Consider the following 24,223-nt stretch of genomic DNA (forward strand, 5'->3'; position numbering starts at 1 on the left):
CCTCGGCGGCTCAGCCCTCGGCGGTGATGCGCTCCCGCACGAGCGGGCCGCGCGCGACGTGCTCCTCCGGGTCGCCGACGCGGTAGGCGCCCTCGAGCGACTCGAGCGCCCGGGCGAACCGCTCCGGCTCGTCCGTCGACAGGGTGAAGAGCGGGTCGCCGCGACGCACGCGGTCCCCCGGCTTGGCGTGCAGGTCGACGCCCGCGGCGTGCTGCACGGCGTCGCCCTGGCGCGCGCGGCCCGCGCCGAGGCGCCAGGCGGCGATGCCGAACGGGAGCGCGTCCTGCTGCACGAGGACGCCGTCGCGCTCGGCGGTGACGACGTGGGTCTCGCGCGCCACCGGCATGGCGGCGTCCGGATCCCCGCCCTGCGCGCGCACGGTGGCCCGCCACGAGTCCATGGCGCGTCCGTCGCGGAGCGCGTCCTCGACGTCGGCGTCCGGGATCCCGACCGCGGCGAGCATCTCCCGCGCGAGCGCGAGCGTGAGCTCGACGACGTCCGCGGGCCCGCCGCCCGCGAGCACCTCGACCGACTCGCGCACCTCGTTGGCGTTGCCGATGGCGAGGCCGAGCGGCACGTCCATGTCGGTGAGGAGCGCGGTCGTGCGCACTCCCGCGTCCGTGCCGAGCTCGACCATGGTCCGCGCGAGCTCGCGCGACCGGTCGACGTCGGTCATGAAGGCGCCGGACCCGAACTTGACGTCGAGGACGAGCGCGCCGGTGCCCTCGGCGATCTTCTTGCTCATGATGCTCGACGCGATCAGCGGGATCGCCTCGACCGTCCCCGTGGTGTCGCGGAGCGCGTAGAGCCGCTTGTCGGCGGGGGCGAGGCCGCTGCCGGCCGCGCAGATGACGCCGCCGTGGTCCCGCATCTGCTGCACCATCTCCGCCGTGGAGAGGTCGGCGCGCCAGCCGGGGATCGACTCGAGCTTGTCGAGCGTGCCGCCCGTGTGGCCGAGGCCGCGGCCCGAGAGCTGCGGCACCGCGACGCCGTAGGAGGCGACGAGCGGCATCAGCGGGAGCGTGATCTTGTCGCCCACGCCGCCCGTGGAGTGCTTGTCGACCGTGGGCTTGCCGAGGCCCGAGAAGTCGAGGGTCTCGCCGCTCGCGATCATGGCGAGGGTGAGGTCGCGGATCTCCGTGCGGTCCATGCCGCGGAGGAGGATCGCCATCGCGAGCGCGGCCATCTGCTCGTCCGCCACGTAGCGGTCGGTGTACGCCGCGACGAGCCAGTCGATCTCGGCCGTGGAGAGCCGGCCGCCGTCGCGCTTGGTGCGGATCAGGTCGACGACGTCGAACGCGGCGCTCATGCGCGGTCCCCGTACGCGTTCAACGTGCTCGGCCCGAAGGCGTCCGGCAGGACCTCGTCGATCGTGCGGATGCCCGACACGGTCTCCAGCAGCATGCCCGGCACCGCATGCTCGAACAGCAGCTGCCGGCAGCGCCCGCACGGCATGAGGATGTTGCCGTCGCCGTCCACGCACGTGAAGGCGACGAGCTGTCCGCCGCCCGTGAGGTGCAGCACCGAGACGAGCGCGCACTCGGCGCAGAGGGTGAGGCCGTAGCTGGCGTTCTCGACGTTGCAGCCGGTGATCACCCGCCCGTCGGTCGCGATGGCCGCCACGCCCACCGGGAAGCGGGAGTACGGGACGTACGCGCGCTGCATGGCCTCGTGCGCCGCCTCGCGGAGCGATCCCCAGTCGATGCCGCCCGACTGCACGGGCTCCACGGCGCTCACGACTTCACGTAGGGCTTGCCGGCGGCGGCAGGTCCCCGCACCTGCCCCACCAGTCCGGCGACCGCGGCGATGGTCACGACGTACGGCAGCATCAGCATGAACTCGCTCGGCACGGGCGACCCGATGACGCCGAGGACGTTCTGCAGGTTGCTCGCGAAGCCGAACAGGAGGGCCGCGAGCGTCGCGCGCAGCGGATCCCACCGGCCGAAGATGACCGCCGCCAGCGCGATGAACCCCGCGCCCGCGGTCATCTCCTTGTTGAAGGCGCCGACGGAGCCGAGCGTGAAGAACGCGCCGCCGAGGCCCGCGATGGCGCCCGCGAGGGAGACGTTCCAGAACCGCGTGGAGGCGACCTTGATGCCCACCGTGTCGGCGGCCTGCGGGTGCTCGCCGACGGCGCGCAGGCGGAGGCCCCAGCGCGTGTGGAAGAGGCAGTACCAGACGAGGAACACGGCCGCGTACATGACGTAGACGATGATCGTCTGCCGGAAGAGCACGGGCCCGATGATGGGGATCTGGCCGAGCACGGGGATGTCGATGCGGTCGAAGCGCGGCGGGGAGTTGAGGCGCTCCGGGTCCGCCGAGAGCACCTGCGAGAACAGGAAGCTCGTGAGGCCCGTGACGAGCACGTTGAGCACGACGCCGACGATCACCTGGTCGACCAGGTACTTGATGGCGAACGCCGCGAGCACGAACGAGACGAGCATGCCGGCGACCATCGCGGCGGCGAGGCCGATGAGCGGCTGCCCCGTGAGGGACGCGACGACGGCGGAGACGAACGCGCCCGCGAGCAGCTGGCCCTCGATCGCGACGTTGACGACGCCGACGCGCTCCGAGAGCACGCCGCCGAGCGCGCCGAAGATGAGCGGCACGGACAGGCTCACGGTGCCGACGAGCAGGCCCGGCACCGGGATCGTCTGCCCCGCGGACGCCCAGGTGAGGAACGCGACGAGGAAGAGGACCGCGAACACGGCCGTGAACCACAGCGGCACCTTCGCGGATCGGCGCACCAGCAGCGCCGACAGGACCGTCATCGCGGCGAGGATCACCGTGACCACGATCCCGGTGGCCGCGGTCGGCAGCACGAGCGGCGCGAGCTGGATGAGGTCGGATCCCGTCGAGAGGCCGAACGTGCTCGACCCCTCGCGGCCGAGGAGCACGAACAGGACGAGCGAGATCGCCGTGAAGACGCCGAAGGCGACGGGCGCCTTCCAGCTCGTCGCGACGGCGCGCTCGAGGGCGACGGCCGCGGGGCCGTGGGGCGCCGCGGCGGGCGCCGGGGTGGGGGTGGTCACGGTCACGAGCTGAGCGCCGCCTTCCGGGTCCGGGTGGTGCGACGCGCCTGGCCCGGCGCGGGGAGGCGGAAGACCGCCCGCACGAGCGGGGGCGCCGCGATGAACAGGACGATGAGCGACTGGACGACCACGACGATGTCGATGGGCACGCCCTCGGCCGCCTGCATGGAGAAGCCGCCGGCCTTGAAGGCGCCGAACAGGATCCCCGCGACGAAGACGCCCCCGGGCCGGCTGCGGCCGAGCAGCGCCACGGTGATGGCGTCGAAGCCGATGCCCGCGTCGATCCCCGAGCTGAAGCCCGTGGTGACGGTGCCGAGCACCTGGCTCGCCCCGGCGAGGCCCGCGAGCCCGCCGGAGATGAGCATGGCGTAGAGGTAGGAGCTCTTGACGTCGATGCCCGCGACGCGCGCGGCGCTGGGGTTCTCGCCGACCGCGCGGAAGCGGAAGCCGAGGCCGGAGCGGTTGAGGAGGTACCAGACGAGGACCGTCGCGACCACGACCACGAGGAAGCCCGCGTGCAGCGAGTACCGCTCGCCGAGGAGCGGCGGGAAGACGGCGGAGTCGAGCATCGCCGGGGTCTTCGGGTTGTTGGACCCGGGTGCCTGCAGCAGGCCCGGGGTGCGCAGCAGGTAGGAGAGGAGGTAGAAGGCGACGTAGTTGAGCATGATCGTGACGATCACCTCGTGCGCGCCGGTGCGGGCCTTGAGGAGGCCGACGATCCCGCCCCAGAGCGCCCCGCCCAGGATCCCCGCGCCGACCGCGAGCACCAGGTGGAGGACGGGCGGCATCGCGAAGCTGAAGCCCACCCAGCCGGCGCACGCGGCGGCGATGAGCATCTGGCCGCGGGCGCCGATGTTGAACAGGCCCACGCGGAACGCGAGCGCGACGCCGAGTCCCGCCGCGATGAGCGGCGTCGCGAAGGTCAGCGTCTCGGTGAGCGGCTTGATGCCGTTCTCGAAGCCGGGCCGGCGGAAGTTGTAGACCGAGCCCTGGAAGAGGGCGGAGTAGGCGCCGGCCGCGGCGTCCCATCCGGCGCGGAGGGTGTCGAGCGGGCGGCTGAAGAAGTAGCCGGCGGCCTTCTGCGTCTCCTCGTCGGTGACCGCGATGAGCAGCGCGCCGACGACGAGCGAGAGCACGACCGCGAGCACGGACAGCAGCGCGCTGCCGCTCGCGATCTCGCGGAGGATCCGCCCGGCGCGCGAGCCGTCGGCGTCGCCGGGACGGGCGCCGTCGCCGGGCGCCGCGGTCGCGACGGCGGGGACGCCCGCGGGCGCCTCGGAGCGCGTCGGGTCGCCCACGGATCCGGCCTCGCGACCGGAGGCGGGCAGCTGCCCCGCGGACGGGTCCTGGGGGCCGTGGCCCTCGGGACGTCGGGTGTCGTCGGTCATGCGGTGCGCCCTCCGGCGGTCGTGGTGGTGGTGACGGATGCCGGGACCTCGCCGGCCATCATCAGGCCGAGCACGTCGCGCGGGGTGTCGCCCGGGACGATGCCGACGATGCCGCCGCGGTACATGACGGCGATGCGGTCGGCCAGCGCCGCGACCTCGTCGAGCTCCGTGGAGACGACGATGACGGGCAGGCCCCGGTCGCGCGTCTCGACGACGCGGGTGTGCACGAACTCGATGGACCCGACGTCGAGGCCGCGCGTGGGCTGCGCGGCGACGAACAGGCGGAGGTCGCGGCTGAGCTCGCGCGCCAGCACGACCTTCTGCGCGTTGCCGCCGGAGAGCCGGCCGACGTGCGTGTCGATGCCCTGCGTGCGGATGTCGAACTCGCGCACGCGGTCGCGCGCGAACTCGTCGAGGTAGCCGAGCTTGAGGGATCCGGCCACCACGAAGGGCGGGCTGTCGGACCGGTCGAGCATGAGGTTCTCGGCGATGGTGAACTCGGCGACGAGCCCGTCCTCGTTGCGGTCCTCGGGGACGAAGCCCACGCCGGCGTCGAGCACGCGGCGGACCGACCGGCCCGTGAGGCGGGTGCCGTCGAGGTCGATGGTGCCGGAGACGCGGGGCTGCAGCCCGAGGATCGCCTCCGTGAGCTCGGTCTGGCCGTTGCCCTGCACGCCCGCGATGGCGAGGATCTCCCCCGCGCGGACCTCGAAGCTGACGCCGTCGACGACGACCTGCCCGGACGCGTCGACGACCGTGAGGTCGCGCACCACGAGGGCGGCGGCGCCGGGCGTCGCCGGCGCCTTCTGCACGGTGAGCGAGACGCTCCGGCCGACCATGAGCGAGGCGAGCTCGGCGTTGCTGGCGGTGGGCTCGGCCTCGCCGACCACCTTGCCCAGCCGGATGACGGTGATGCGGTCCGCGACCTCGCGGACCTCGCGCAGCTTGTGGGTGATGAAGACGATGCCCGTGCCGGAGTCCCGCAGCTGCTTCATGATGACCATGAGCTCGTCGGTCTCCTGCGGCGTCAGCACCGCCGTCGGCTCGTCGAACACGAGCACCTCGGCGTCGCGCGACAGGGCCTTGATGATCTCGACGCGCTGCTGCACGCCGACGGGGAGGTCCGCGACGAGCGCGTCGGGGTCCACGTCGAAGCCGAACCGGGCGGAGATCTCGCGCACCTTCGCGCGGGCGCTCGCCAGGTCGAGCCGGCCGCCGGCCTTCGTCTCCTCGTGGCCGAGCATGACGTTCTCCGCGACCGTGAAGACGGGGATGAGCATGAAGTGCTGGTGGACCATGCCGATGCCGGCCGCCATGGCGTCGCCGGGTCCGGCGAAGCGCGCCACCCGGTCGTCGAGGAGGATCTCGCCCTCCTCCGCCTGGTACAGGCCGTAGAGCACGTTCATCAGCGTGGACTTGCCGGCGCCGTTCTCGCCCAGGAGGCAGTGGATCTCGCCCGGGTGGACGACGAGGTCGATGTGGTCGTTGGCCACCAGCGCGCCGAAGCGCTTGGTGATTCCCCGCAGTTCGAGCTTCATGGGATCAATCCGTTCGGTGGGTGGGGTGAGCACGCGGCGGGGGGACCGGCGCCTGCCGATCCCCCCGCGGTGCGTTCGATGCTACTTCGTCAGCGACGAGGGCGACTCGACGGTGATCGAGCCGTCGACGATGCCCGCCTTGATGGTCTCGATCTCGTCGGCCAGCTCGGCCGGGACCTTCGACTCGAAGTCGTGGAACGGGGCGATGTCGACGCCGCCGTTCTCCAGCGTGCCCACGTACGGCGTGGCGTCGAACTCGCCCTCGGCCGCCGTCGTCACGACGTCCTCGACGCCCGCGTCGATGCCCTTCAGCACCGAGGTGAGGAAGAGGTCCTTGAGGTCGGGCGCGGTCTCGTACGCGTCGGAGTCGACGCCGACGAGGGCGATCTCCTTGTCGCTGGAGTCGCGGATCGCCTCGCCGGCGCTGAGGAAGATCGGGCCGCCGACGGGCATGATGACGTCCGCGCCCTGGTCGATGAGCGTCTGGGCGCTGGTCTTCGCGGCGGGGTTCGCCTCGAAGCCGCCGGTGAACGAGCCGGTCTGGCTCGCGACGTCCCAGCCGATGGCCTTGACGTCCGTGCCCTTCTGCTCGTTGAAGTACTCGACGCCGTCCACGAAGCCGTCCATGAAGATCGTGACGGTCGGGATCTGCAGGCCGCCGAAGGTGCCGACGGTGCCGGTCTTGGAGTAGGCCGCAGCGGAGTAGCCCGCGAGGAACGCGGCCTCGCTCGTGTTGAAGGTGATGGGCTTCACGTTCGGGGCGTCGATGGACGCGTCGTCGATGATCGCGTAGTCGGTGTCCGGGTTGGCGGTCGCCGCCTCCTTGGTGGCGTCCGCGAGGAGGAAGCCGACCGTCACGATGAGGCCGCAGCCCTGGTCCGCGAGGTTGGTGAGGTTCGGGCCGAAGTCGGTCTCGGCGGCCGACTCGACCGTCTTGGGGGTCTCGAGGCCCGCGGCGGTGGCGCCCGCGGTGAGGCCCTCGAAGCCGAGCTGGTTGAACGACTTGTCGTCGAACCCGCCGGAGTCGGAGACCATGCAGGAGAGGAGGTCGCTGTTCGCCTCGCCGCCCGCACCTCCCGTCGTGGACTCGGGGGCGGCACCGCAGCCCGCGAGGAGCGCGGTGATGCCGACGGCGGCGAGACCGCCGAAGGCGGCCTTTCGGGTGGTGATGGTCACTGTGGCCTCCAGTTGCAGCCCGGGTCCGCCGGGCGATGTGGGTTCATGTTACCCATGCGCGGGAATGCCTCCCGCGCCCCGATCGGGGCGCAGGAGGCAAGCGTTACCGATCCGGGACGACCCCGAAACACCGCGGTAACGCGGGGCCTGCTACGGGGTCGAGACCGACTCCACCTCGACCTCGCCGGAGACGATCCGCGCCTCCAGCGCGTCGAGCTCCGCCTGCAGCTCGGCCGGCACCGAGGCGGCCAGGTCGTGGTACCCGGCGAGGCCCACGCCGCCGTTCGCGAGCGTCCCCACGTACGGCTCGGAGGAGAAGGTCCCGTCCTGGTCGTCGCCGACGATGTCGACGACGGCCTGGCCCGTGTCCTTGAGCACGCTCGTGAGCAGGAGCGGCCGGTACTCGGCCGGCAGGGTGTCGTAGCCGTCGTTGTCGACCCAGATGAGCTTGCCGCTGCCGTGCGCGAGGATCGCCGACGCGGCGCCCTCCCCCACCTGGCCCGCGACGGGCATGATCACGTCGGCGCCCTGGTCGAGCAGGTTCTGCGTGGTGTTCCGGCCCTTGGAGACGTCCTCGAAGTCGCCGGTGAAGGTGCCGTCCTGCGCGGCCGGGTCCCACCCGAGCGCGACGACCTGCGTGCCGTGCGCCTGGTTGTAGGCCGCGACGCCGTCGACGAAGCCGTCCATGAAGAGGGTGACGGGCGGCTGGTTGCCGCCGCCGAAGGTGCCGACCTTGCCGGTCTCGCTGACGCCCGCCGCGAGGTACCCCGCGAGGTAGGAGGCCTGGGCCGTGTCGAAGACGAGCGGCTTGACGTTGGGGGCGTCGACGACCTCGTCGACGATGGAGAAGTGCACGTCGGGGTTGTCGGCCGCGGCGGCGGCGGTCGCCTCCGCGAGCTCGTAGCCGACCGTGAGGATGAAGCCGCAGCCCGTCCCGACCGCCTGCTCGACGTTGGGGGCGAGGTCGGTCTCCGAGGTCGAGACGAGGACGTCGGCCTGGATCCCGAGCTCCTCCTCGGCCCGCTGCAGGCCCTCCCAGCTGGACTGGTTGAAGGAGCGGTCCTGCAGGCCGCCGGAGTTCGTGACCATGCGGGCGCAGTAGTCGGTCGCGGAGGCCGATCCGGTCGCGCCGGGTTCGGGGGCCGCGCCGCATCCCGCCAGGGACGCGGCGGCGAGGAGGGCGAGGGGCAGGGTGGCGATGCGGAGGACGCGCGGGGTGCGGGGCATCCCCGGAATCTAACCGCGCGGCTCCGGGCGCTCTCCGCCCGTGGAAACCCCCGAGGGGATCGTTGCCCCTTCGTTACAGGACGTCCGTCCCGCCGCTGAGCTTGAGGGCGTCAACGACGCTCTTCACGCGCTGCGCGTTCTCCTTGGTCGTGACGAGCAGCGCGTCGGGGGTGTCGACCACGACGATGTCGCGCACGCCGATGAGGCTGATGACGCGCTTGCTGTTCGCGACGACGATGCCGCTCGACGCGTCGGACAGCACGCGGGCGTCCTCGCCCAGGATCACGAGGTCGGACTTGCGGCCGCTCGAGTGCATCTTGGCGACGGAGGCGAAGTCGCCCACGTCATCCCAGGTGAAGCCGCCGGGGATCACGGCGAGCGCTCCCCGGGCGGCGGCCGGCTCGGCCACGGCGTAGTCGATGGCGATCTTCTTGAGGTTCGGCCAGACGCGGTCGACGACGACGCCGCGTTCCGCGGTGTCCCACGCCGCGGCGAGCTCCAGGACGCCCTTCAGCAGCTCGGGCTCCGTGCGGCCGAGCTCCTCGAGGAGGCGGTCGGCGCGCGCGATGAACATGCCCGCGTTCCAGAGGTGCGTGCCGCCCTTCACGTAGCCGCGGGCGACGCCGATGCTCGGCTTCTCCACGAAGGACGCGACCTCGAGGGCGTGCGGCGCGCCGTCGATGCTCAGCGCCTTGCCGGTGTGGATGTAGCCGAAGCCCGTCGCGGGCTCCGTGGGGGTGATGCCGATGGTGGTGATGTAGCCGGCGTCGGCCGCGATGACGGCCTCGCGGACCGTGTCGCGGAACCGGTCGGGGTCGGCGATGACGTGGTCGGCGGCGAACGAGCCGATGATGACGCCGGGCTCACGGCTTTCGAGGATGGCGGCGGCGAGAGCGATGGCCGCGGTGCTGTCGCGCCCCTCGCTCTCGAGGACGACGTTCGGGTCGGCGAGCTCGGGGAGCTGGGCCTCGACGGCGGCGCGGTGGGCGCGGCCGGTGACCACCATGATCCGGTCCTCGCCGGAGAGGGGCGCGAGCCGCTCCCACGTGTCGCGGAGGAGCGTGCGGCCGGAGCCCGTGAGGTCGTGCAGGAACTTGGGCGCGTCGGCGCGCGAGAGGGGCCAGAGCCTCGAGCCCACGCCTCCGGCGGGGATCACGCTGTAGAAACGGGAGATCGCGCTCGTCTGCTCGGTCATGCGCTCACCCTATCGGCAGCCTGGGAGGCGCCCGGATGCGCTGGACGCGCCGAGTTCACGCGACCGCAACAGGGCGTTCACGGCGCCGCGGCGCCCCCGACGACGCCGGTGCCTAGCGTCGTGGCCATGCGCGTAGCCGTCGTCAGCGAGAGCTTCCTCCCCACCGTCAACGGCGTCACCACGAGCGTCTGCCGGGTGCTCGAGCACCTGAGGGACCGCGGGCACGAGGTGCTGGTGATCGCCCCCGACGCGGGCGCCCCGTCCGAGTTCGCCGGCTTCCGCGTGCACGGCGTCCCGGCCATCGCCTACCGGCAGTTCCCCGTCGGGATCCCGAGCCCCCACGTCCTGCGCCTCCTCACCGACTTCGCGCCCGACGTGCTGCACGCGGCCTCCCCCCTCTTCCTCGGCGCGCAGGCCATCGCGGCCGCCACGCGCATCGACGTGCCCTCCGTGGCGGTGTTCCAGACCGACGTCGCGGGCTACGCGCGCCGCAACCGCCTGGCCGCGACCGCGCCCTACGTGTGGCGGCTCGTGCGCTGGATCCACCAGGGCGCGGACCTCACCCTCGCGCCCTCGAGCGCCGCCGCCGCCGACCTCGCGGCCGCGGGCGTCGAGCGCGTCGCCCGCTGGGGCCGGGGCGTCGACCTCGACCGCTACCACCCGCGCAACCGCGCCATGGACGACGCGGTCGCCCTGCGCCACCGCGTCGCGCCGGCCGGCGAGACGGTCGTCGGCTACGTCGGCCGCATCGCGCCCGAGAAGCAGCTCGAGCGCCTCCAGGCGCTCCGCGGGATGCCCGGCGTCCGGTTCCTGATCGCGGGCGACGGGCCCAGCCAGGGCTCGGCCCGCCGCGCGCTCGCCGGCATGCCCGTCACCTGGCTCGGACGGGTCGGCGGCCGTGAGCTCGCCGCCGCGTACGCCGCCATGGACGTCTTCGTCCACACCGGGACGGAGGAGACCTTCGGGCAGACCGTGCAGGAGGCCCACGCGTCCGGGCTCCCCGTCGTCGCGCCGCACGCGGGCGGACCCATCGACCTGGTCGACCACGGCACCGATGGCTTCCTCTTCGACCCCGCCTCACCGCGGGACGCGCACCTGCGGCGCCTCGTGGACGAGCTCGCGGCCGACGAGCCCCTGCGCCTGCGGATGGGCGAGGCCGGTCGCCGCGCGGTCCTCGGCCGCTCCTGGGCGACCATCGGCGACGAGCTCATCGGCCACTACGGACGCGCGGTCTCGGCCCGCCGCTCCGCGCTGCAGACGGCGGATCCCGCCAGCGCCGGCGCCGTCCCCGTCATCGCCTGAGCCGCTCCGCGACGGCCGCGGGAGCAGCCCCGGGACGACCCCTGCCGCTTAGGGTCCCCTAACGGGCGACCGCCGGAGGGCGACCGTAGACTCGGGGGGTCGCGCAACGTCGGCGCGAAGGGTCCCCGCCCACGGCGGCACCAGCATCAGGGAGGGTCGTTCCGTGTCCATCAAGTCGGCAGGAACCCGCGAACCGCACATCTCACGCGCACCGAAGGTCCCCGCCGGGACCCTCTACCGGGGCCGCGAGGGCATGTGGTCATGGGTGCTGCACCGCATCACCGGCGTGGCCATCTTCTTCTTCCTCCTCGTGCACGTGCTCGACACGAGCCTCATCCGGGTGAGCCCCGAGGCCTACAACGCGGTCATCGGCACGTACAAGAACCCGCTCATGGGCATCGGCGAGGTCGGCCTCGTCGGCGCCATCGGGTTCCACGCGCTCAACGGCCTGCGCATCGTGCTCATCGACTTCTGGCGCTACGGCGCCAAGCACCAGCGCCTCATGTTCTACGTGGTCATCGGCCTCTGGGTCGTGCTCATGGCGGGCTTCGTGCCCCGCCACCTGATGAACGTGTTCAGCGAAGCGGGATGGATCTGATCATGAGCGACATCGCACAGAAGGTCAGCGTCGAGCGGCCCCGCCAGGCACGGCAGCCCCGTGCGCAGGGCGGCGTGAACTGGGAGAAGTGGGGCTGGATCTACCAGCGCGCCTCGGGCGTCGTGCTCGTCGTGCTGATCTTCGGCCACCTCTACGTGAACCTCATCATGGGCGAGGGCATCAAGGCCATCGACTTCGCGTTCGTCGGCGGCAAGCTGTCGGACCCGTTCTGGAAGGTCTGGGACATCGCGCTGCTGTGGCTCGCGGTCATCCACGGCGCCAACGGCATGCGCACCATCGTCAACGACTACGCGGCCTCGCCGCTCACGCGGAAGGTCCTCAAGGGCGCGCTCGTCGCCTCCACCGTGGTCCTCATCGTACTCGGCACGCTCGTGGTCTTCACGTTCGACCCGTGCCCGGCCGGCCAGCCCGCGGACCTGCTGCCCTCCTTCTGCGGCGACCTGTAGCCCGCACCCCTTTACGCCTCGAGAAAGAAGCACGTGACCACTGACACCGCGAACCCCGGTTCCGAGCCCACCGCGAGCACCATCGTGGACGGCGTCCACTACCACCAGTTCGACATCGTGATCGTGGGTGCGGGCGGCGCCGGCATGCGCGCGGCGATCGAGGCGGGACCCCAGGCGAACACGGCCGTCATCTCCAAGCTCTACCCCACGCGCTCCCACACGGGCGCGGCGCAGGGCGGCATGGCCGCCGCGCTCGCGAACGTCGAGGAGGACAGCTGGGAGTGGCACACCTTCGACACCGTCAAGGGCGGCGACTACCTCGTGGACCAGGACGCGGCGGAGATCCTCGCGAAGGAGGCCATCGACGCGGTCATCGACCTCGAGAACATGGGCCTCCCCTTCAACCGCACGCCCGACGGCAAGATCGACCAGCGCCGCTTCGGCGGCCACACGGCCGACCACGGCAAGAGCCCCGTCCGCCGCTCCTGCTACGCGGCCGACCGCACGGGCCACATGATCCTGCAGACGCTGTACCAGAACTGCGTCAAGTTCGGCATCAACTTCTACAACGAGTTCTACGTGCTCGACCTGGTCATGGCCGAGGTCGACGGCAAGCAGCAGCCCGCGGGCGTCGTCGCCCTCGAGCTCTCCACCGGCGAGATCCACGTCTTCCAGGCCAAGGCCGTCATCTTCGCCACGGGCGGCTTCGGCAAGATCTACAAGACGACCTCGAACGCGCACACCCTCACGGGCGACGGCGTCGGCATCATCTGGCGGAAGGGCCTGCCGCTGGAGGACATGGAGTTTTTCCAGTTCCACCCGACCGGCCTCGCCGGCCTCGGCATCCTCCTGTCGGAGGCGGCCCGCGGCGAGGGCGCGATCCTCCGCAACAGCGAGGGCGAGCGCTTCATGGAGCGCTACGCCCCCACCATCAAGGACCTCGCGCCCCGCGACATCGTCGCGCGGTGCATGGCCACCGAGATCCGCGAGGGACGGGGAGCGGGCCCGAACAAGGACTACGTCTACCTCGACATCACGCACCTCGAGCCCGCCGTCATCGACGCGAAGCTCCCCGACATCACGGAGTTCGCGCGCACGTACCTCGGCGTCGAGCCCTACACGGAGCCCGTGCCCGTGCTGCCGACCGCGCACTACGCGATGGGCGGCATCCCCACGAACATCAAGGCCGAGGTCCTCTCCGACAACACGACCGTGGTGCCGGGCCTCTACGCGGCCGGCGAGTGCGCGTGCGTGTCCGTGCACGGATCCAACCGCCTGGGCACCAACTCGCTCCTCGACATCAACGTGTTCGGCAAGCGCGCGGGCAACTACGCGGCCGAGTACGTGAAGGGCGTCGACTTCACGCCGCTGCCCGCCGACGCGGCCGACTTCGTGAAGGGCCTCGTCGAGGGCGCGCGCAACTCCAACGGCACCGAGCGGATCTCGACCCTGCGTCGCGAGCTGCAGGAGTCGATGGACCGCAACGCCCAGGTGTTCCGCACCGAGGACACGCTGATCGAGGTCACCAAGGTGATCGCCGACCTGCGCGAGCGGTACACGAACATCCAGGTGCAGGACAAGGGACAGCGCTTCAACACCGACCTGCTCGAGGCCATCGAGCTCGGCTTCCTGCTCGACCTCGCGGAGGTCGTCGTCTACTCGGCGATGTACCGCAAGGAGAGCCGCGGCGGCCACTTCCGCGAGGACTTCCCGAAGCGGGACGACGAGAACTACATGGTCCACACCATGGCGTACCTCACCGGCGACGCCCACAGCACGGACGCCGGCGACCACATCAAGCTCAGCACCAAGCCCGTGGTCATCACGAACTACCAGCCGATGGAGCGGAAGTACTGATCCCTCGAGGATCAGCGCCGCCCCCCGCACCCGCAGCACCGAACGGATAGGACCGCACACGTGAGCACCGCAACCCTGGACGCACCCCCCGCGGGAGAGGCCTCGGCCATCCCGACCTTCACGGTCACCCTCATCATCCGCCGCTTCCTGCCCGGCCAGGACGCCGAGCCGCGCTGGGAGGACTTCGACGTCGAGGTCTACCCGACCGACCGGATCCTCGACGCCCTGCACAAGATCAAGTGGGAGCAGGACGGGTCGCTGACCTTCCGCCGCTCCTGCGCACACGGCGTGTGCGGATCCGACGCGATGCGCATCAACGGCCGCAACCGACTGGCCTGCAAGACGCTCATCAAGGACCTCGACATCGACCAGCCCATCTACGTGGAGGCCATCAAGGGCCTGCCGCTGGAGAAGGATCTGGTCGTCGACATGGAGCCGTTCTTCGAGTCGTTCCGCGACGTGCAGCCCTTCCTCATCTCGAACACGAAGCCGGAGAAGGGCAAGGAGCGGATCCAGTCCGCCGCCGAGCGCGCCCGCTTCGACGACACCACCAAGTGCATCCTCTGCGCCGCGTGCACGTCGTCGTGCCCCGTCTTCTGGACGGACGGCCAGTACTTCGGGCCCGCCGCCATCGTCAACGCGCACCGCTTCATCTTCGACTCGCGCGACGAGTCGAACGTGCGCCTCGACATCCTGAACGACAAGGAGGGCGTGTGGCGCTGCCGCACGACCTTCAACTGCTCCGAGGCGTGCCCGCGCGGCATCCAGGTGACGCAGGCGATCGCCGAGGTCAAGCAGGCGATCATGCGCGGCAAGGCGTAGCGCCTCCCGCCCGACACCACGACGGCCCCGCGGCTCCGAGAGGAGCGGCGGGGCCGTCGTCGTGCGCAGGAGGGATCTCCGTGCGGCGGATCAGCGGTCGGCGAGCACCCGCTCCGCGGCGGCGCGCGCCTCGGCCGCCGTGCGGCCCGTGAGCGCGGCCTCGGCGGCGGCACGGGCGTCGTCGAGGGTGCGGCGGCCGAGCTCGAGTCGGACGTCGGCGAGGGCGGCGGGCGTCATCGACAGGCTCGTGGCGCCGAGGCCGACGAGCACGACGGCGAGGCGCGGATCCGCTGCCGCCTCGCCGCAGATGCCGACCGGGGTCCCGGAGGCGCGGCCCGCGTCGCCGAGGGTGCGCACGAGGCGGAGCACGGCGGGGTGCCACGGGTCCTGGTAGGACGCGACCGAGCCGAGCAGCCGGTCGGCCGCCATCGTGTACTGCGTGAGGTCGTTGGTGCCGATGCTCACGAAGTCCGCGACCTCCACGACCTGGTCGGCGAGGATCGCGAGCGACGGCACCTCGGCCATCACGCCGACGGTCGTGAGGCCGAGCTCGCGGCCGAGCTGCACGAAGTAGAGCGTCTCCTCGGCGTCGCCGACCATGGGCGCCATGACCCAGAGGTCCGCGTCGGTCGCCGCGTCCGCCGCGGCCAGGGCCGTCAGCTGGTCGCGGAGGACGTCCTCGTGCGCCCGCAGCGCGCGGAGGCCCCGGAGCCCGAGGGCCGGGTTCTCCTCGTCGGCGTCGGTGAGGAAGGCGAGGGGCTTGTCGGCTCCCGCGTCCAGCGCGCGGACCACGACCTTGCGTCCCGGGAACGCCTGGAGGAGGCGCGTGTACTGCGAGGTCTGCTCCGCGACGGTGGGCGCGGTGGCGGCGTCCAGGAACAGGAACTCGGTGCGGAAGAGGCCGACGCCCTCGGCGCCGAGCTCGACGGCGCGCGCGGCCTCCGCGGGCGAGCCGAGGTTCGCGAGGAGCGGCACGGGCGTGCCGTCGGCGAGCGCGCCGTCCGTGAGGGGCGCGGCGAGCGCCTCCTCGCGGGCGCGGATCCGGTCGAGGGCGTCCTGGCGCTCGGCGTCGTCGGGATGCGCGATCACGACCCCGGCGGCGGCGTCCACCACGACCTCGACGCCCTCCGCGAGGTCCGCGGCGCCGACCGCGCCCACGATGGCGGGGATGGAGCGGCTGCGGGCGAGGATCGCGGTGTGGCTGGTGGGCCCGCCGTCGGTGGTGACGAGGGCGAGCACGCGGTCGAGCTCGAGGAGCGCGGTGTCGGCCGGCGCGAGGTCGCGCGCGACGAGGACGAACGGCGCGTCCGCGGTGGGGATGCCCGGCGCGGGCACGCCGCGGAGCCGGGCGATGACGCGCTGGGCGACGTCGGCGAGGTCGGCCGCGCGCTCGGCCATGTAGCCGCCCATGCCCGTCAAGAGCTCCTGGAAGGTGGCGAAGGCCTCGAACACGGCGCGCTCGCCCGAGCGGCCCTGGCCGACGAGGCGGCCCACCGAGTCGAGGAGCGCGGGGTCGCGCGCCATGAGCGACTGCGCGTCGAGCACGTCCTTCGCGTCGCCGCCGGCACGGGCGCCCCGCTCGGCGAGGTCGTCGGCGGTGGCGGCGAGGGCCCCGGCGACGCGGGCGACCTCGGCCCCGGCGTCGCCCGTGAAGCGCTCCGTGCCGGGCTCCGGCAACGGGTCGGGCATCCGCATCACGGGCCCGGTGGCCACTCCGTGTCCGACTCCGATACCGGTGATGCGCACAGGGACTCCCTCGCTCGGTGCATGCCGCGCGGACGATCGCCGTCCGCGCGGGTGGCCGTCCGGCCGGGCTGCCGGAACGGCCCGTCCACGCTAGCAGGGGCCCGGCGGCCCGTATCCTCGGGAGATGACCGCCCCCGAGACGCGCGGACGGCCCGACCGGCCGGCCGACGCGCCCTCCTCCCCCGCCGCCGGTGCCGCCGACGGGCCCGCGCCCACGGGAATCCCGGCGCTCGTCGCCCGCGTGATGGAGCTCCGGCCCGTGCGGGTGTTCCTCGCCTACGGGGCCGCGGGCGGGCCGATCCTCGCGGCCGGCATGTCGTACCAGGCGGTCTTCGCGGTGTTCGCCGCGCTCGCGGTCGGGTTCTCGGTGGCCGGATCCGTGCTGGCGGGCAACCCCGCGCTGCTCGACTCGCTGCTCGCGCTCATCCAGGGCGCGGTGCCCGGGCTCTTCGGGCCGGGTGGGGCCATCAAGGACCCGGAGGCGCTGCTCGCGTCGGACGCCGTGCGCGCGACCGGGCTCATCGGCTCCGTCGGCCTCCTCGTGACCGCGCTCGGCTGGCTGGCGTCCACGCGCGACTCGGTGCGCCGCATCTTCGACCTGCCGCCGCCCGCCACGTTCTTCCTGCTCCTCAAGGTGAAGGACCTCGGGCTCGCGCTCTGCTTCGCCCTCGCGATGCTGCTCTCAGCCGGCCTCTCGGTCGTGAGCACGGGGCTCCTCGGCGTCGCGTTCCGGCTGCTGCAGGTGGGCGAGGACTCGCTCCTCGCCATCGTCGTCGGCCGCACCGTGGGCCTCGCGCTCGTGCTGGCGCTCGACACGGCCGTGCTGGCCGGGGCGTACCGGATCCTGTCGGGCGTCCGGATCCCGCGGCCGCAGCTCCTGCAGGGCGCGCTCCTCGGCGGCGTCGCCATGGGCGTCCTCAAGGTGCTCGGCACGGCGCTGCTCGGCGGCGCGAGCCGGAACCCGCTGCTCGCGTCCTTCGCGGTGATCATCGGCCTCCTGATCTGGTTCAACCTCATCTGCCAGGTCATCCTCGTGTGCGCCTCGTGGATCGCCGTCGGCATGGCCGACCGCGGCATCGACGCCCGCGACCTCACCCCCGAGCAGCTCGAGAAGGAGCGGCTCGCGAAGCTCGACGAGGCGCGCCGGATCCTCGAGGAGGAGGAGCGCGCCCGGGAGCGGGAGCGGTACGCGCAGTCGCGCGGGCTCACGCGGGTCCTGCTCCGGTTCCGCCGGAGGCGCCGCCGTTAGGATCGATGCCATGCCCTCGAACCTCCGCGTCGCGTCCATCAACACGAACGGCATCCGGGCCGCGTTCCGCAAGGGCATGGGCGACTGGCTCGACACGCGTGACGTCGACATCCTGGCGATCCAGGAGGTGCGCGCCGAGACGACGGACATCGAGGACCTCCTCGGACCCGAGTGGAACGTGCTGCACGACGCCGCGACCGCCAAGGGCCGCGCCGGCGTCGCCCTCGCGAGCCGCCGCCGCGCGGAGATCCACCGCGTGGCCATCGGCGAGGAGGACTTCGACAGCGCGGGCCGCTGGCTCGAGGCCGACTACGACGTGGACGGCACCATCGTCACCGTCGTGAGCGCCTACGTGCACTCCGGCGAGGTCGGCACCGCCAAGCAGGACGAGAAGTGGCGCTTCCTCGACGGCATGGAACGGCGCCTGCCCGAGATCCAGGCCCACTCCGAGCTGGCGGTCGTCGTGGGCGACCTGAACGTCGGCCACCGGGAGCTCGACATCCGCAACTGGAAGGGCAACGTGAAGCGCGCCGGGTTCCTCCCGCGCGAGCGCGCCTACCTCGACCGCATCCTCGGCGCCCGCGGCGAGGACGTCACGGGCGTCGACGGATCCACCGGACCCGGCCTCGGCTGGGTCGACGTCGGGCGCCAGCAGGCCGGCGAGGTCGACGGCCCGTACACGTGGTGGAGCTGGCGCGGCAAGGCGTTCGACAACGACACCGGCTGGCGCATCGACTACCAGCTCGCGACCCCCGCGCTCGCGGAGAAGGTCGTCGGCTACGCGGTCGACCGCGCCGACGCCTACGACCAGCGATGGTCGGACCACACGCCCGTGGTCGTCGACTACGCGCTCTGACCCGCCGCCTCTCCCCTCCCCCGTCTCGCGCCCGACCGGCGCACCCGAGCGCCCCGCGCTCCGCACACGAAGGCCCTGCCATGACCGCACGTCCCGTCCTCTTCTCCGGCATGCAGCCGTCCGCCGACTCGCTGCAGATCGGCAACTACATCGGCGCGCTCCTGCAGTGGAAGGAGATGCAGACCACGCACGACGCCGTCTTCTGCGTCGTCGACCTGCACGCGATCACCGTGCCGCAGGATCCCGCGGCCCTCCGCGACTCCACCCGCCGCACCGCCGCCCAGTACATCGCCGCGGGCATCGATCCGGCCGTCTCGACGCTGTTCGTGCAGTCGCACGTCTCCGCGCACACCGAGCTGGCCTGGATCCTCAACACCCTCACCGGCTTCGGCGAGGCCAGCCGCATGACGCAGTTCAAGGACAAGTCGCAGAAGCAGGGCGCGGACGCCACGACGCTCGGGCTCTTCGCGTACCCGACCCTCATGGCGGCGGACATCCTGCTCTACGGCACCGAGGTCGTGCCCGTCGGCGACGACCAGAAGCAGCACGTGGAGCTCACCCGCGACCTCGCCAAGCGCTTCAACTCCCGGTTCGGCGACACGTTCACGATCCCCGAGCCGATGATCCAGAAGGACACCGCCCGCATCTACGACCTCCAGGACCCGACGTCGAAGATGAGCAAGTCCGCCGCCAGCGACGCGGGCGTGGTGTGGCTGCTCGACGAGCCCGCGCGGACCGCGAAGAAGATCCGCTCGGCCGTCACCGACACGGAGCGCGAGATCCGCTTCGACCGCGGCGGGAAGCCGGGCGTCTCGAACCTGCTGACGATCCTGTCGGCCTTCGAGGGGACGGCTGTGCCGGCGCTCGAGGAGCGCTACGCGGGCCGCGGCTACGGCGACCTCAAGAAGGACGTGGCCGAGACCGTCACGGGCGTCTTCGAGCCGATCCGGGCGCGGACGCTCGAGCTGCTCGACGACCCGGCCGAGCTCGACCGGGTTCTCGCCGGGAACGCGGCGCGCGCCGAGGAGCGGGCCGACGCGATGCTCGCCCGCGTGTACGACGCGGTCGGCCTCGTGCGGCGCGTCGGCCGGTGACCCTCCGGCTGGTCCTCCTCGACCTCGACGACACGCTGGTGGACCACCGCGGTGCCGTGGCCGACGGGATCACGGCGCACCTCGCCGCGAGCGGGCTGCTGGACGCGGCCGACACGGCGGCGGTCGACCGGGCCGTCGCGCTGTGGCGGGCGCTCGAGGAGGAGCACTACCACCGCTACCTCGCGGGCGAGCTCGACTACCAGGGGCAGCGGCGCGCGCGGGCGCGCGGCTTCCTCGCCGCCTGGGGCTCCGCTGATGCGGGGGCCCTCGCCGACGACGACGACGCGACGGACGCGTGGTTCGCCGGCTACCTGCGCGGCTACGAGGCGTCGTGGCGCACGCTGCCGGGCGCGCACGGGGCGCTCGACGAGATCGAGCGCCGCCACCCGGGCGTGCGCTTCGGCGTGGTGACCAACGGCGAGCGCAGCCAGCAGGAGCCGAAGATCGCCGCCGCGGGGCTCACCGCGCGGCTCGACCCCGTCGTCTGCTCCGGCGACCTGGGCTTCGCGAAGCCCGACCCGCGGATCTTCCTGCTCGCCTGCGCCGAGGCGGGCGTGGATCCGGCCGACGCCGTCATGGTGGGCGACCGGCTCCGCACCGACGCGCTCGGCGCGGCCGATGCAGGCCTGGCGGGCGGCGTGTGGCTCGACGCCGACGCGGGCACCGCGGATCCGGCGCGCGAGCCCGCGGGCGACCCCGAGCGCGGCTGGCCGGACGTGCCCGCGGAGGACCGCGCGCGGGCGGAGCGCGCCGGCATCGCGCGCATCACCGCGCTCGACGCGCTGGCTGACGCCGTGGACGCGTTGATCGGCGGCTGAGACCGCCCGGCACGTGCGCTCCGCGTCGCATCGCGTCATCCGCGGGCGGCCCTCCCAGCCGCGTGGGCTAATCTCGGGGGATACACGTGCTCCGGGGTCGGTGGAAATCCGAGCCGGCGGTGACAGTCCGCGAACGGACGATGCGCGACCGGGTCCCCGGGAGCCTCGTCCGCCGATCCGGTGGGATTCCGGGACCGACGGTTAAAGTCCGGATGGGAGGCAGCACGCGGCGCCAGCGACCCTGCCGGCGTCGAGGTCCGTCGACCGCGCCCGGAGTCCGTCCACGGACGAGGACACCATGCACGACGACCCGACGGCAGCCCCCGCGAACGCGCTCGCGCCCGCGGACGGCGACGCGCTCGAGCGCGCCATGCGCCGCGGCCTCGAGCTCGCCGCCGAGGGACCCTCCTGGGGCCCGAACCCGCGGGTCGGCTGCGTGATCCTCGACGCCCGCGGCCGGGTCATCGCCGAGGGCCGTCACCGCGGGGCAGGATCCGCCCACGCCGAGGTGGACGCCCCTCCGGCAGCTGCCCGCGGGCGGCGCACGCGGAGCCACCGCGGTGGTCACGCTCGAGCCGTGCAATCACACCGGCCGCACCGGTCCGTGCGCGGCCGCGCTGGTCGAGGCCGGCGTCGCCCGCGTCGCCTACGCGGTCGCCGACCCGGGCGCCCAGTCCTCCGGCGGGGCCGACCGGCTCCGCGCGGCGGGCGTCGAGGTCGTCCCCGGCGTGCTCGCCGACGAGGCCGGCGCGTTCCTGCGGGTGTGGCTCGGATCCGCCCGGCTCGGCCGCCCCTTCGTCACCGCGAAGTGGGCCTCCAGCCTGGACGGGCGCATCGCGGCCGCCGACGGCACGAGCCGCTGGATCACCGGGCCTGCCGCGCGCCACGACGTGCACCGCCGCCGCGCCGAGGCCGACGCGATCCTCGTGGGCACCGGCACCGTGCTCGCGGACGACCCCGCGCTCACCGCGCGCCGACCCGACGGCATCCCCTACCCGCACCAGCCCGCTCCCGTCGTGCTCGGCGACCGCGCGATCCCGGAGGACGCGGCCGTGCACCGGCACCCGCGGCGCCTGATCCGCCTCCCGGGCCACGAGCCGGCCGCAGCCCTCGAGGAGCTCGGCCGCCGCGGGATCCGGCACGTCTTCGTGGAGGGCGGCCCGACGGTCGTCTCCGCGCTCCTCGCCGCCGGTCTCGTGGACGAGGTGGTCGCGTACCTCGCGCCCGTCCTCCTCGGCGGCCCCCGCACCGCGACCGGCGACCTCGGCGTGCCGAGCATGCCGGACGCCCACCGACTCACCCTCATCAGCACGACGCGGCTCGGGGACGACCTCCTCGTGACCGCACGACCCACCATGGAAGGCCAGTGATGTTCACAGGGATCATCGAGGAGCGCGGACGCGTCCTCGCGCTCGACGCCGAGGGCGACTCCGCCCGGATCACGGTGGAGGCGCCGCTCGCGGTGTCCGACGCCCGGCACGGCGACTCCATCAGCGTCGACGGCGTGTGCCTCACGGTCGTCGCGCAGACGCCCGAGGGCTTCACCGCCGACGTGATGCGGCAGACGCTCGTGATGAGCTCGCTCGGCCGGCTCGCCGTCGGCGACCCCGTCAACCTCGAGCGCGCGGCGCGCGTCGGCGACCGGCTGGGCGGCCACATCGTCCAGGGCCACGTCGACGGCACCGGGCGCCTGCTGGCGACCACGCCGGGCGAGGCGTGGCGGATCCTCCGCTTCTCGCTGCCCGCGGACCTCGCGCCGCTCGTCGTCGACCGCGGATCCATCACCGTGCAGGGCGTGAGCCTCACGGTGAGCGCGGTCAGCCCCACCGACACGGCCGACGCGGACGCCTGGTTCGAGGTGTCGCTCATCCCCGAGACGCTGAGCGCCACCACGCTCGGCGCGCTCGAGGTCGGCGACGAGGTCAACCTCGAGACCGACGTGCTCGCGCGCCACGTGCAGCGGATGCTCGCGCTCGACGCGCGAGACCGCGACGACCGGGCGGGAGACCGCTCATGAGCCTCGCCGACATCCCCGCCGCGCTCCAGGAGCTGCGCGCCGGACGACCCGTGATCGTCGTCGACGACGAGAGCCGCGAGAACGAGGGCGACGTGCTGCTCGCCGCCGAGTCCGCCTCGCCGGAGTGGGTGGCGTGGCTGGTGAGGCACTCCTCCGGCTTCATCTGCGCGCCCATGACGAACGAGATCGCCGACCGGCTGGAGCTGCCGCTCATGGTGGCCGACAACCGGGACCCGCGCGGCACCGCGTACACGGTGAGCGTGGACGCGGCCGACCGGCTCTCCACGGGGATCAGCGCGTCCGACCGCGCCCACACCCTGCGCGTGCTGGCGGATCTCGGCAGCGTCCCGGCGAGCCTGCACCGGCCCGGCCACATCCTGCCGCTCCGCGCGGTGGAGGGCGGCGTGCGCGAGCGCGACGGCCACACCGAGGCCGCGGTCGACCTCCTCACGCTCGCGGGCCTCACGCCCGTCGGGGCGATCTCCGAGATCGTGCAGGACGACGGCGAGATGATGCGCCTCCCCGGCCTCCTCGAGCTCGGCGCCCGGGAGGGCGTGCTCGTCGTCACGATCGAGGCGCTGAAGGCGCACCTGGAGGAGTTCCACTGCGACCGGCCGCTCGAGCCCGCCGTGGAGATCCCCGAGGCCTCGCGCGTGATCTTCGAGGTCGAGACCACCGTCCCCACCACGCACGGCGACTTCCGCCTGCGCGCCTACCGCGACCGCACGACGGGCGCCGACCACGTGGCCGTCGTCGCGGGCGAGCCGCGCCCGCACAGGACCCTCGTGCGCGTGCACTCCGAGTGCCTGACGGGCGAGGCCCTCGGATCCCTCAAGTGCGAGTGCGGGCCGCAGCTCGACGCGGCGCTCGACGAGATCCAGCGCGAGGGCGGCGTCGTCGTCTACCTCCGCGGGCACGAGGGGCGCGGGATCGGGCTCATCAACAAGCTCCGCGCGTACCGGCTCCAGGAGGACGGGCTCGACACGCTCGACGCCAACATCGCGCTCGGGCTGCCGGCGGACGCGCGCGACTACGGCGCGGCGTCGGCGATCCTGCAGGACATGGGGATCCAGGACGTGCGCCTGCTCACCAACAACCCGGAGAAGGTGCGGCAGCTCGAGGCGCACGGGGTCGAGGTGACGGAGCGCGTGCCGCTCGTCGTCGGCGTCACCGCCGCGAACGCCGGCTACCTCGCGACCAAGCGCGACCGCATGGGGCACCGCCTGGTGCTCGACACCGACATGCCCATCGGCCCGGACGCCTACCCCGACGCCGAGGCGCCGGACGGGCTGCGCACCACCACCGCATCGACCACCACCATCCCCGAGGAGGAGACCGCATGAGCGGACACGGAGCACCCGAGATCGACCCCACCGCGCTCGACGGATCGGGGCTGGCCGTCACGGTCGTCGCCGGCCGCTGGCACGACGAGATCAGCGCGGGCCTCCTCGCCGGCGCGCAGCGCGTGCTCGACGCGGCGGGCGTCACCACCACGGTGATCCGCGTGCCGGGCAGCTTCGAGCTGCCCGTCGTCGCCCGCGCCGCCCTCGACGCGGGGGCCGACGCGGTCGTGGCGCTCGGCGTCATCATCCGCGGCGGCACCCCGCACTTCGAGTACGTCTCGGACGCGGCCACGTCGGGCCTCACGCAGGCGTCGCTGATGACGGGCAAGCCGATCGGCTTCGGGCTGCTCACGCTCGACGACGAGCAGCAGGGGCTCGACCGCGCGGGGCTCCCCGGCTCCAAGGAGGACAAGGGCGCCGAGGCGGCCGAGGCCGCGGTGACGACGGCGCTGCTGCTGCGGGGGATCCGCGGGGCCTGACCCGCGCTGCGCGGCCTGA

General features: G+C 73.1%; 21 protein-coding genes, 1 pseudogene and 1 riboswitch. Of the genes and pseudogenes, 13 read left to right on the plus strand and 9 right to left on the minus strand.

Features of this window, described 5'->3' with window-relative positions; genetic code table 11:
* Window positions 1-10: 10 nt before the first annotated feature.
* The 8 genes from QFZ62_RS05770 to QFZ62_RS05805 all read right to left on the minus strand — a co-directional run bounded on the left by QFZ62_RS05770 (window position 11) and on the right by QFZ62_RS05805 (window position 9,556).
* Entirely contained in the window at window positions 11-1,309 is a 1,299-nt protein-coding gene (locus tag QFZ62_RS05770) for a thymidine phosphorylase (protein ID WP_307502873.1), read from the minus strand.
* Complete coding sequence (locus QFZ62_RS05775) at window positions 1,306-1,737, minus strand: cytidine deaminase (RefSeq protein WP_307502876.1); 432 nt, start codon at window positions 1,735-1,737, stop codon at window positions 1,306-1,308. Before QFZ62_RS05775 ends, QFZ62_RS05770 begins: the two co-directional genes overlap by 4 nt.
* The gene (locus tag QFZ62_RS05780) at window positions 1,734-3,038 is read right to left on the minus strand and encodes an ABC transporter permease (RefSeq protein ID WP_307502878.1); all 1,305 of its coding nucleotides are present in this window, start codon (window positions 3,036-3,038) and stop codon (window positions 1,734-1,736) included. The genes QFZ62_RS05775 and QFZ62_RS05780 overlap by 4 nt, the downstream gene beginning before the upstream one ends.
* Window positions 3,035-4,420, minus strand: coding sequence for an ABC transporter permease (locus QFZ62_RS05785; protein WP_307502881.1), 1,386 nt, complete (start codon window positions 4,418-4,420; stop codon window positions 3,035-3,037). Before QFZ62_RS05785 ends, QFZ62_RS05780 begins: the two co-directional genes overlap by 4 nt.
* A complete protein-coding gene (locus QFZ62_RS05790; protein ID WP_307502884.1) occupies window positions 4,417-5,958 on the minus strand; it encodes an ABC transporter ATP-binding protein in 1,542 nt (513 codons plus the stop codon). Before QFZ62_RS05790 ends, QFZ62_RS05785 begins: the two co-directional genes overlap by 4 nt.
* An 81-nt stretch (window positions 5,959-6,039) precedes the next feature.
* Window positions 6,040-7,134 (minus strand): BMP family protein, encoded by a 1,095-nt coding sequence (locus QFZ62_RS05795; protein WP_307502887.1) that lies wholly within the window; start codon window positions 7,132-7,134, stop codon window positions 6,040-6,042.
* Window positions 7,135-7,284: 150 nt separating this feature from the next.
* Complete coding sequence (locus QFZ62_RS05800) at window positions 7,285-8,361, minus strand: BMP family protein (protein WP_307502890.1); 1,077 nt, start codon at window positions 8,359-8,361, stop codon at window positions 7,285-7,287.
* 73 nt (window positions 8,362-8,434) lie between these two features.
* Window positions 8,435-9,556 carry a mannose-1-phosphate guanylyltransferase gene (locus tag QFZ62_RS05805; protein ID WP_307502893.1) on the minus strand — a complete coding sequence of 374 codons (1,122 nt, stop codon included), beginning with the start codon at window positions 9,554-9,556 and terminating at the stop codon, window positions 8,435-8,437.
* A 126-nt stretch (window positions 9,557-9,682) separates the two neighbouring features.
* Here QFZ62_RS05805 and QFZ62_RS05810 point away from each other — a divergent pair, with 126 nt between their 5' ends.
* The 5 genes from QFZ62_RS05810 (at window position 9,683) to QFZ62_RS05830 (ending at window position 14,602) form a co-directional block, all read left to right on the plus strand.
* A complete protein-coding gene (locus QFZ62_RS05810) occupies window positions 9,683-10,858 on the plus strand; it encodes a glycosyltransferase family 1 protein (protein ID WP_307502896.1) in 1,176 nt (391 codons plus the stop codon).
* Window positions 10,859-11,021: 163 nt separating this feature from the next.
* On the plus strand, window positions 11,022-11,456 hold the full coding sequence (gene sdhC / locus QFZ62_RS05815) for a succinate dehydrogenase, cytochrome b556 subunit (RefSeq protein WP_307502899.1): 435 nt from the start codon (window positions 11,022-11,024) through the stop codon (window positions 11,454-11,456).
* Window positions 11,457-11,458: 2 nt separating this feature from the next.
* Window positions 11,459-11,923 carry a succinate dehydrogenase hydrophobic membrane anchor subunit gene (locus tag QFZ62_RS05820; RefSeq protein ID WP_307502902.1) on the plus strand — a complete coding sequence of 155 codons (465 nt, stop codon included), beginning with the start codon at window positions 11,459-11,461 and terminating at the stop codon, window positions 11,921-11,923.
* Window positions 11,924-11,956: 33 nt separating this feature from the next.
* Window positions 11,957-13,780, plus strand: coding sequence for a succinate dehydrogenase flavoprotein subunit (sdhA, locus tag QFZ62_RS05825; protein WP_307502904.1), 1,824 nt, complete (start codon window positions 11,957-11,959; stop codon window positions 13,778-13,780).
* 60 nt (window positions 13,781-13,840) lie between these two features.
* Entirely contained in the window at window positions 13,841-14,602 is a 762-nt protein-coding gene (locus tag QFZ62_RS05830) for a succinate dehydrogenase iron-sulfur subunit (protein WP_119381684.1), read from the plus strand.
* A gap of 90 nt (window positions 14,603-14,692) precedes the next feature.
* Here QFZ62_RS05830 and ptsP read toward each other — a convergent pair whose 3' ends face one another.
* The gene (ptsP, locus tag QFZ62_RS05835; RefSeq protein ID WP_307502909.1) at window positions 14,693-16,348 is read right to left on the minus strand and encodes a phosphoenolpyruvate--protein phosphotransferase; all 1,656 of its coding nucleotides are present in this window, start codon (window positions 16,346-16,348) and stop codon (window positions 14,693-14,695) included.
* 124 nt (window positions 16,349-16,472) lie between these two features.
* On the opposite strand from ptsP, the gene QFZ62_RS05840 reads away from it, so the two are divergent.
* The 8 genes and pseudogenes from QFZ62_RS05840 to ribH all read left to right on the plus strand — a co-directional run bounded on the left by QFZ62_RS05840 (window position 16,473) and on the right by ribH (window position 24,204).
* Window positions 16,473-17,597 (plus strand): YihY/virulence factor BrkB family protein, encoded by a 1,125-nt coding sequence (locus tag QFZ62_RS05840; protein WP_307502911.1) that lies wholly within the window; start codon window positions 16,473-16,475, stop codon window positions 17,595-17,597.
* A gap of 10 nt (window positions 17,598-17,607) precedes the next feature.
* Window positions 17,608-18,453: an exodeoxyribonuclease III gene (locus tag QFZ62_RS05845; RefSeq protein ID WP_307502914.1), complete on the plus strand. Its 846-nt coding sequence runs from the start codon at window positions 17,608-17,610 to the stop codon at window positions 18,451-18,453.
* Window positions 18,454-18,533: 80 nt separating this feature from the next.
* On the plus strand, window positions 18,534-19,547 hold the full coding sequence (trpS, locus tag QFZ62_RS05850) for a tryptophan--tRNA ligase (protein ID WP_307502916.1): 1,014 nt from the start codon (window positions 18,534-18,536) through the stop codon (window positions 19,545-19,547).
* Window positions 19,544-20,365 (plus strand): HAD family hydrolase, encoded by an 822-nt coding sequence (locus QFZ62_RS05855; protein WP_307502919.1) that lies wholly within the window; start codon window positions 19,544-19,546, stop codon window positions 20,363-20,365. The genes trpS and QFZ62_RS05855 overlap by 4 nt, the downstream gene beginning before the upstream one ends.
* An 82-nt stretch (window positions 20,366-20,447) precedes the next feature.
* A riboswitch (FMN riboswitch) is annotated at window positions 20,448-20,595 on the plus strand.
* A gap of 68 nt (window positions 20,596-20,663) precedes the next feature.
* A pseudogene (gene ribD / locus QFZ62_RS05860) lies at window positions 20,664-21,735 on the plus strand (bifunctional diaminohydroxyphosphoribosylaminopyrimidine deaminase/5-amino-6-(5-phosphoribosylamino)uracil reductase RibD).
* Complete coding sequence (locus QFZ62_RS05865) at window positions 21,735-22,382, plus strand: riboflavin synthase (protein ID WP_307502920.1); 648 nt, start codon at window positions 21,735-21,737, stop codon at window positions 22,380-22,382. Before ribD ends, QFZ62_RS05865 begins: the two are co-directional and overlap by 1 nt.
* Entirely contained in the window at window positions 22,379-23,725 is a 1,347-nt protein-coding gene (ribA, locus tag QFZ62_RS05870; protein WP_307502923.1) for a GTP cyclohydrolase II, read from the plus strand. Before QFZ62_RS05865 ends, ribA begins: the two co-directional genes overlap by 4 nt.
* The gene (ribH, locus tag QFZ62_RS05875) at window positions 23,722-24,204 is read left to right on the plus strand and encodes a 6,7-dimethyl-8-ribityllumazine synthase (protein ID WP_307502927.1); all 483 of its coding nucleotides are present in this window, start codon (window positions 23,722-23,724) and stop codon (window positions 24,202-24,204) included. The genes ribA and ribH overlap by 4 nt, the downstream gene beginning before the upstream one ends.
* The last annotated feature ends 19 nt before the right edge of the window (window positions 24,205-24,223 follow it).

The organism is Clavibacter sp. B3I6 (assembly GCF_030816895.1).
Classification (GTDB): Bacteria; Actinomycetota; Actinomycetes; order Actinomycetales; family Microbacteriaceae; genus Clavibacter.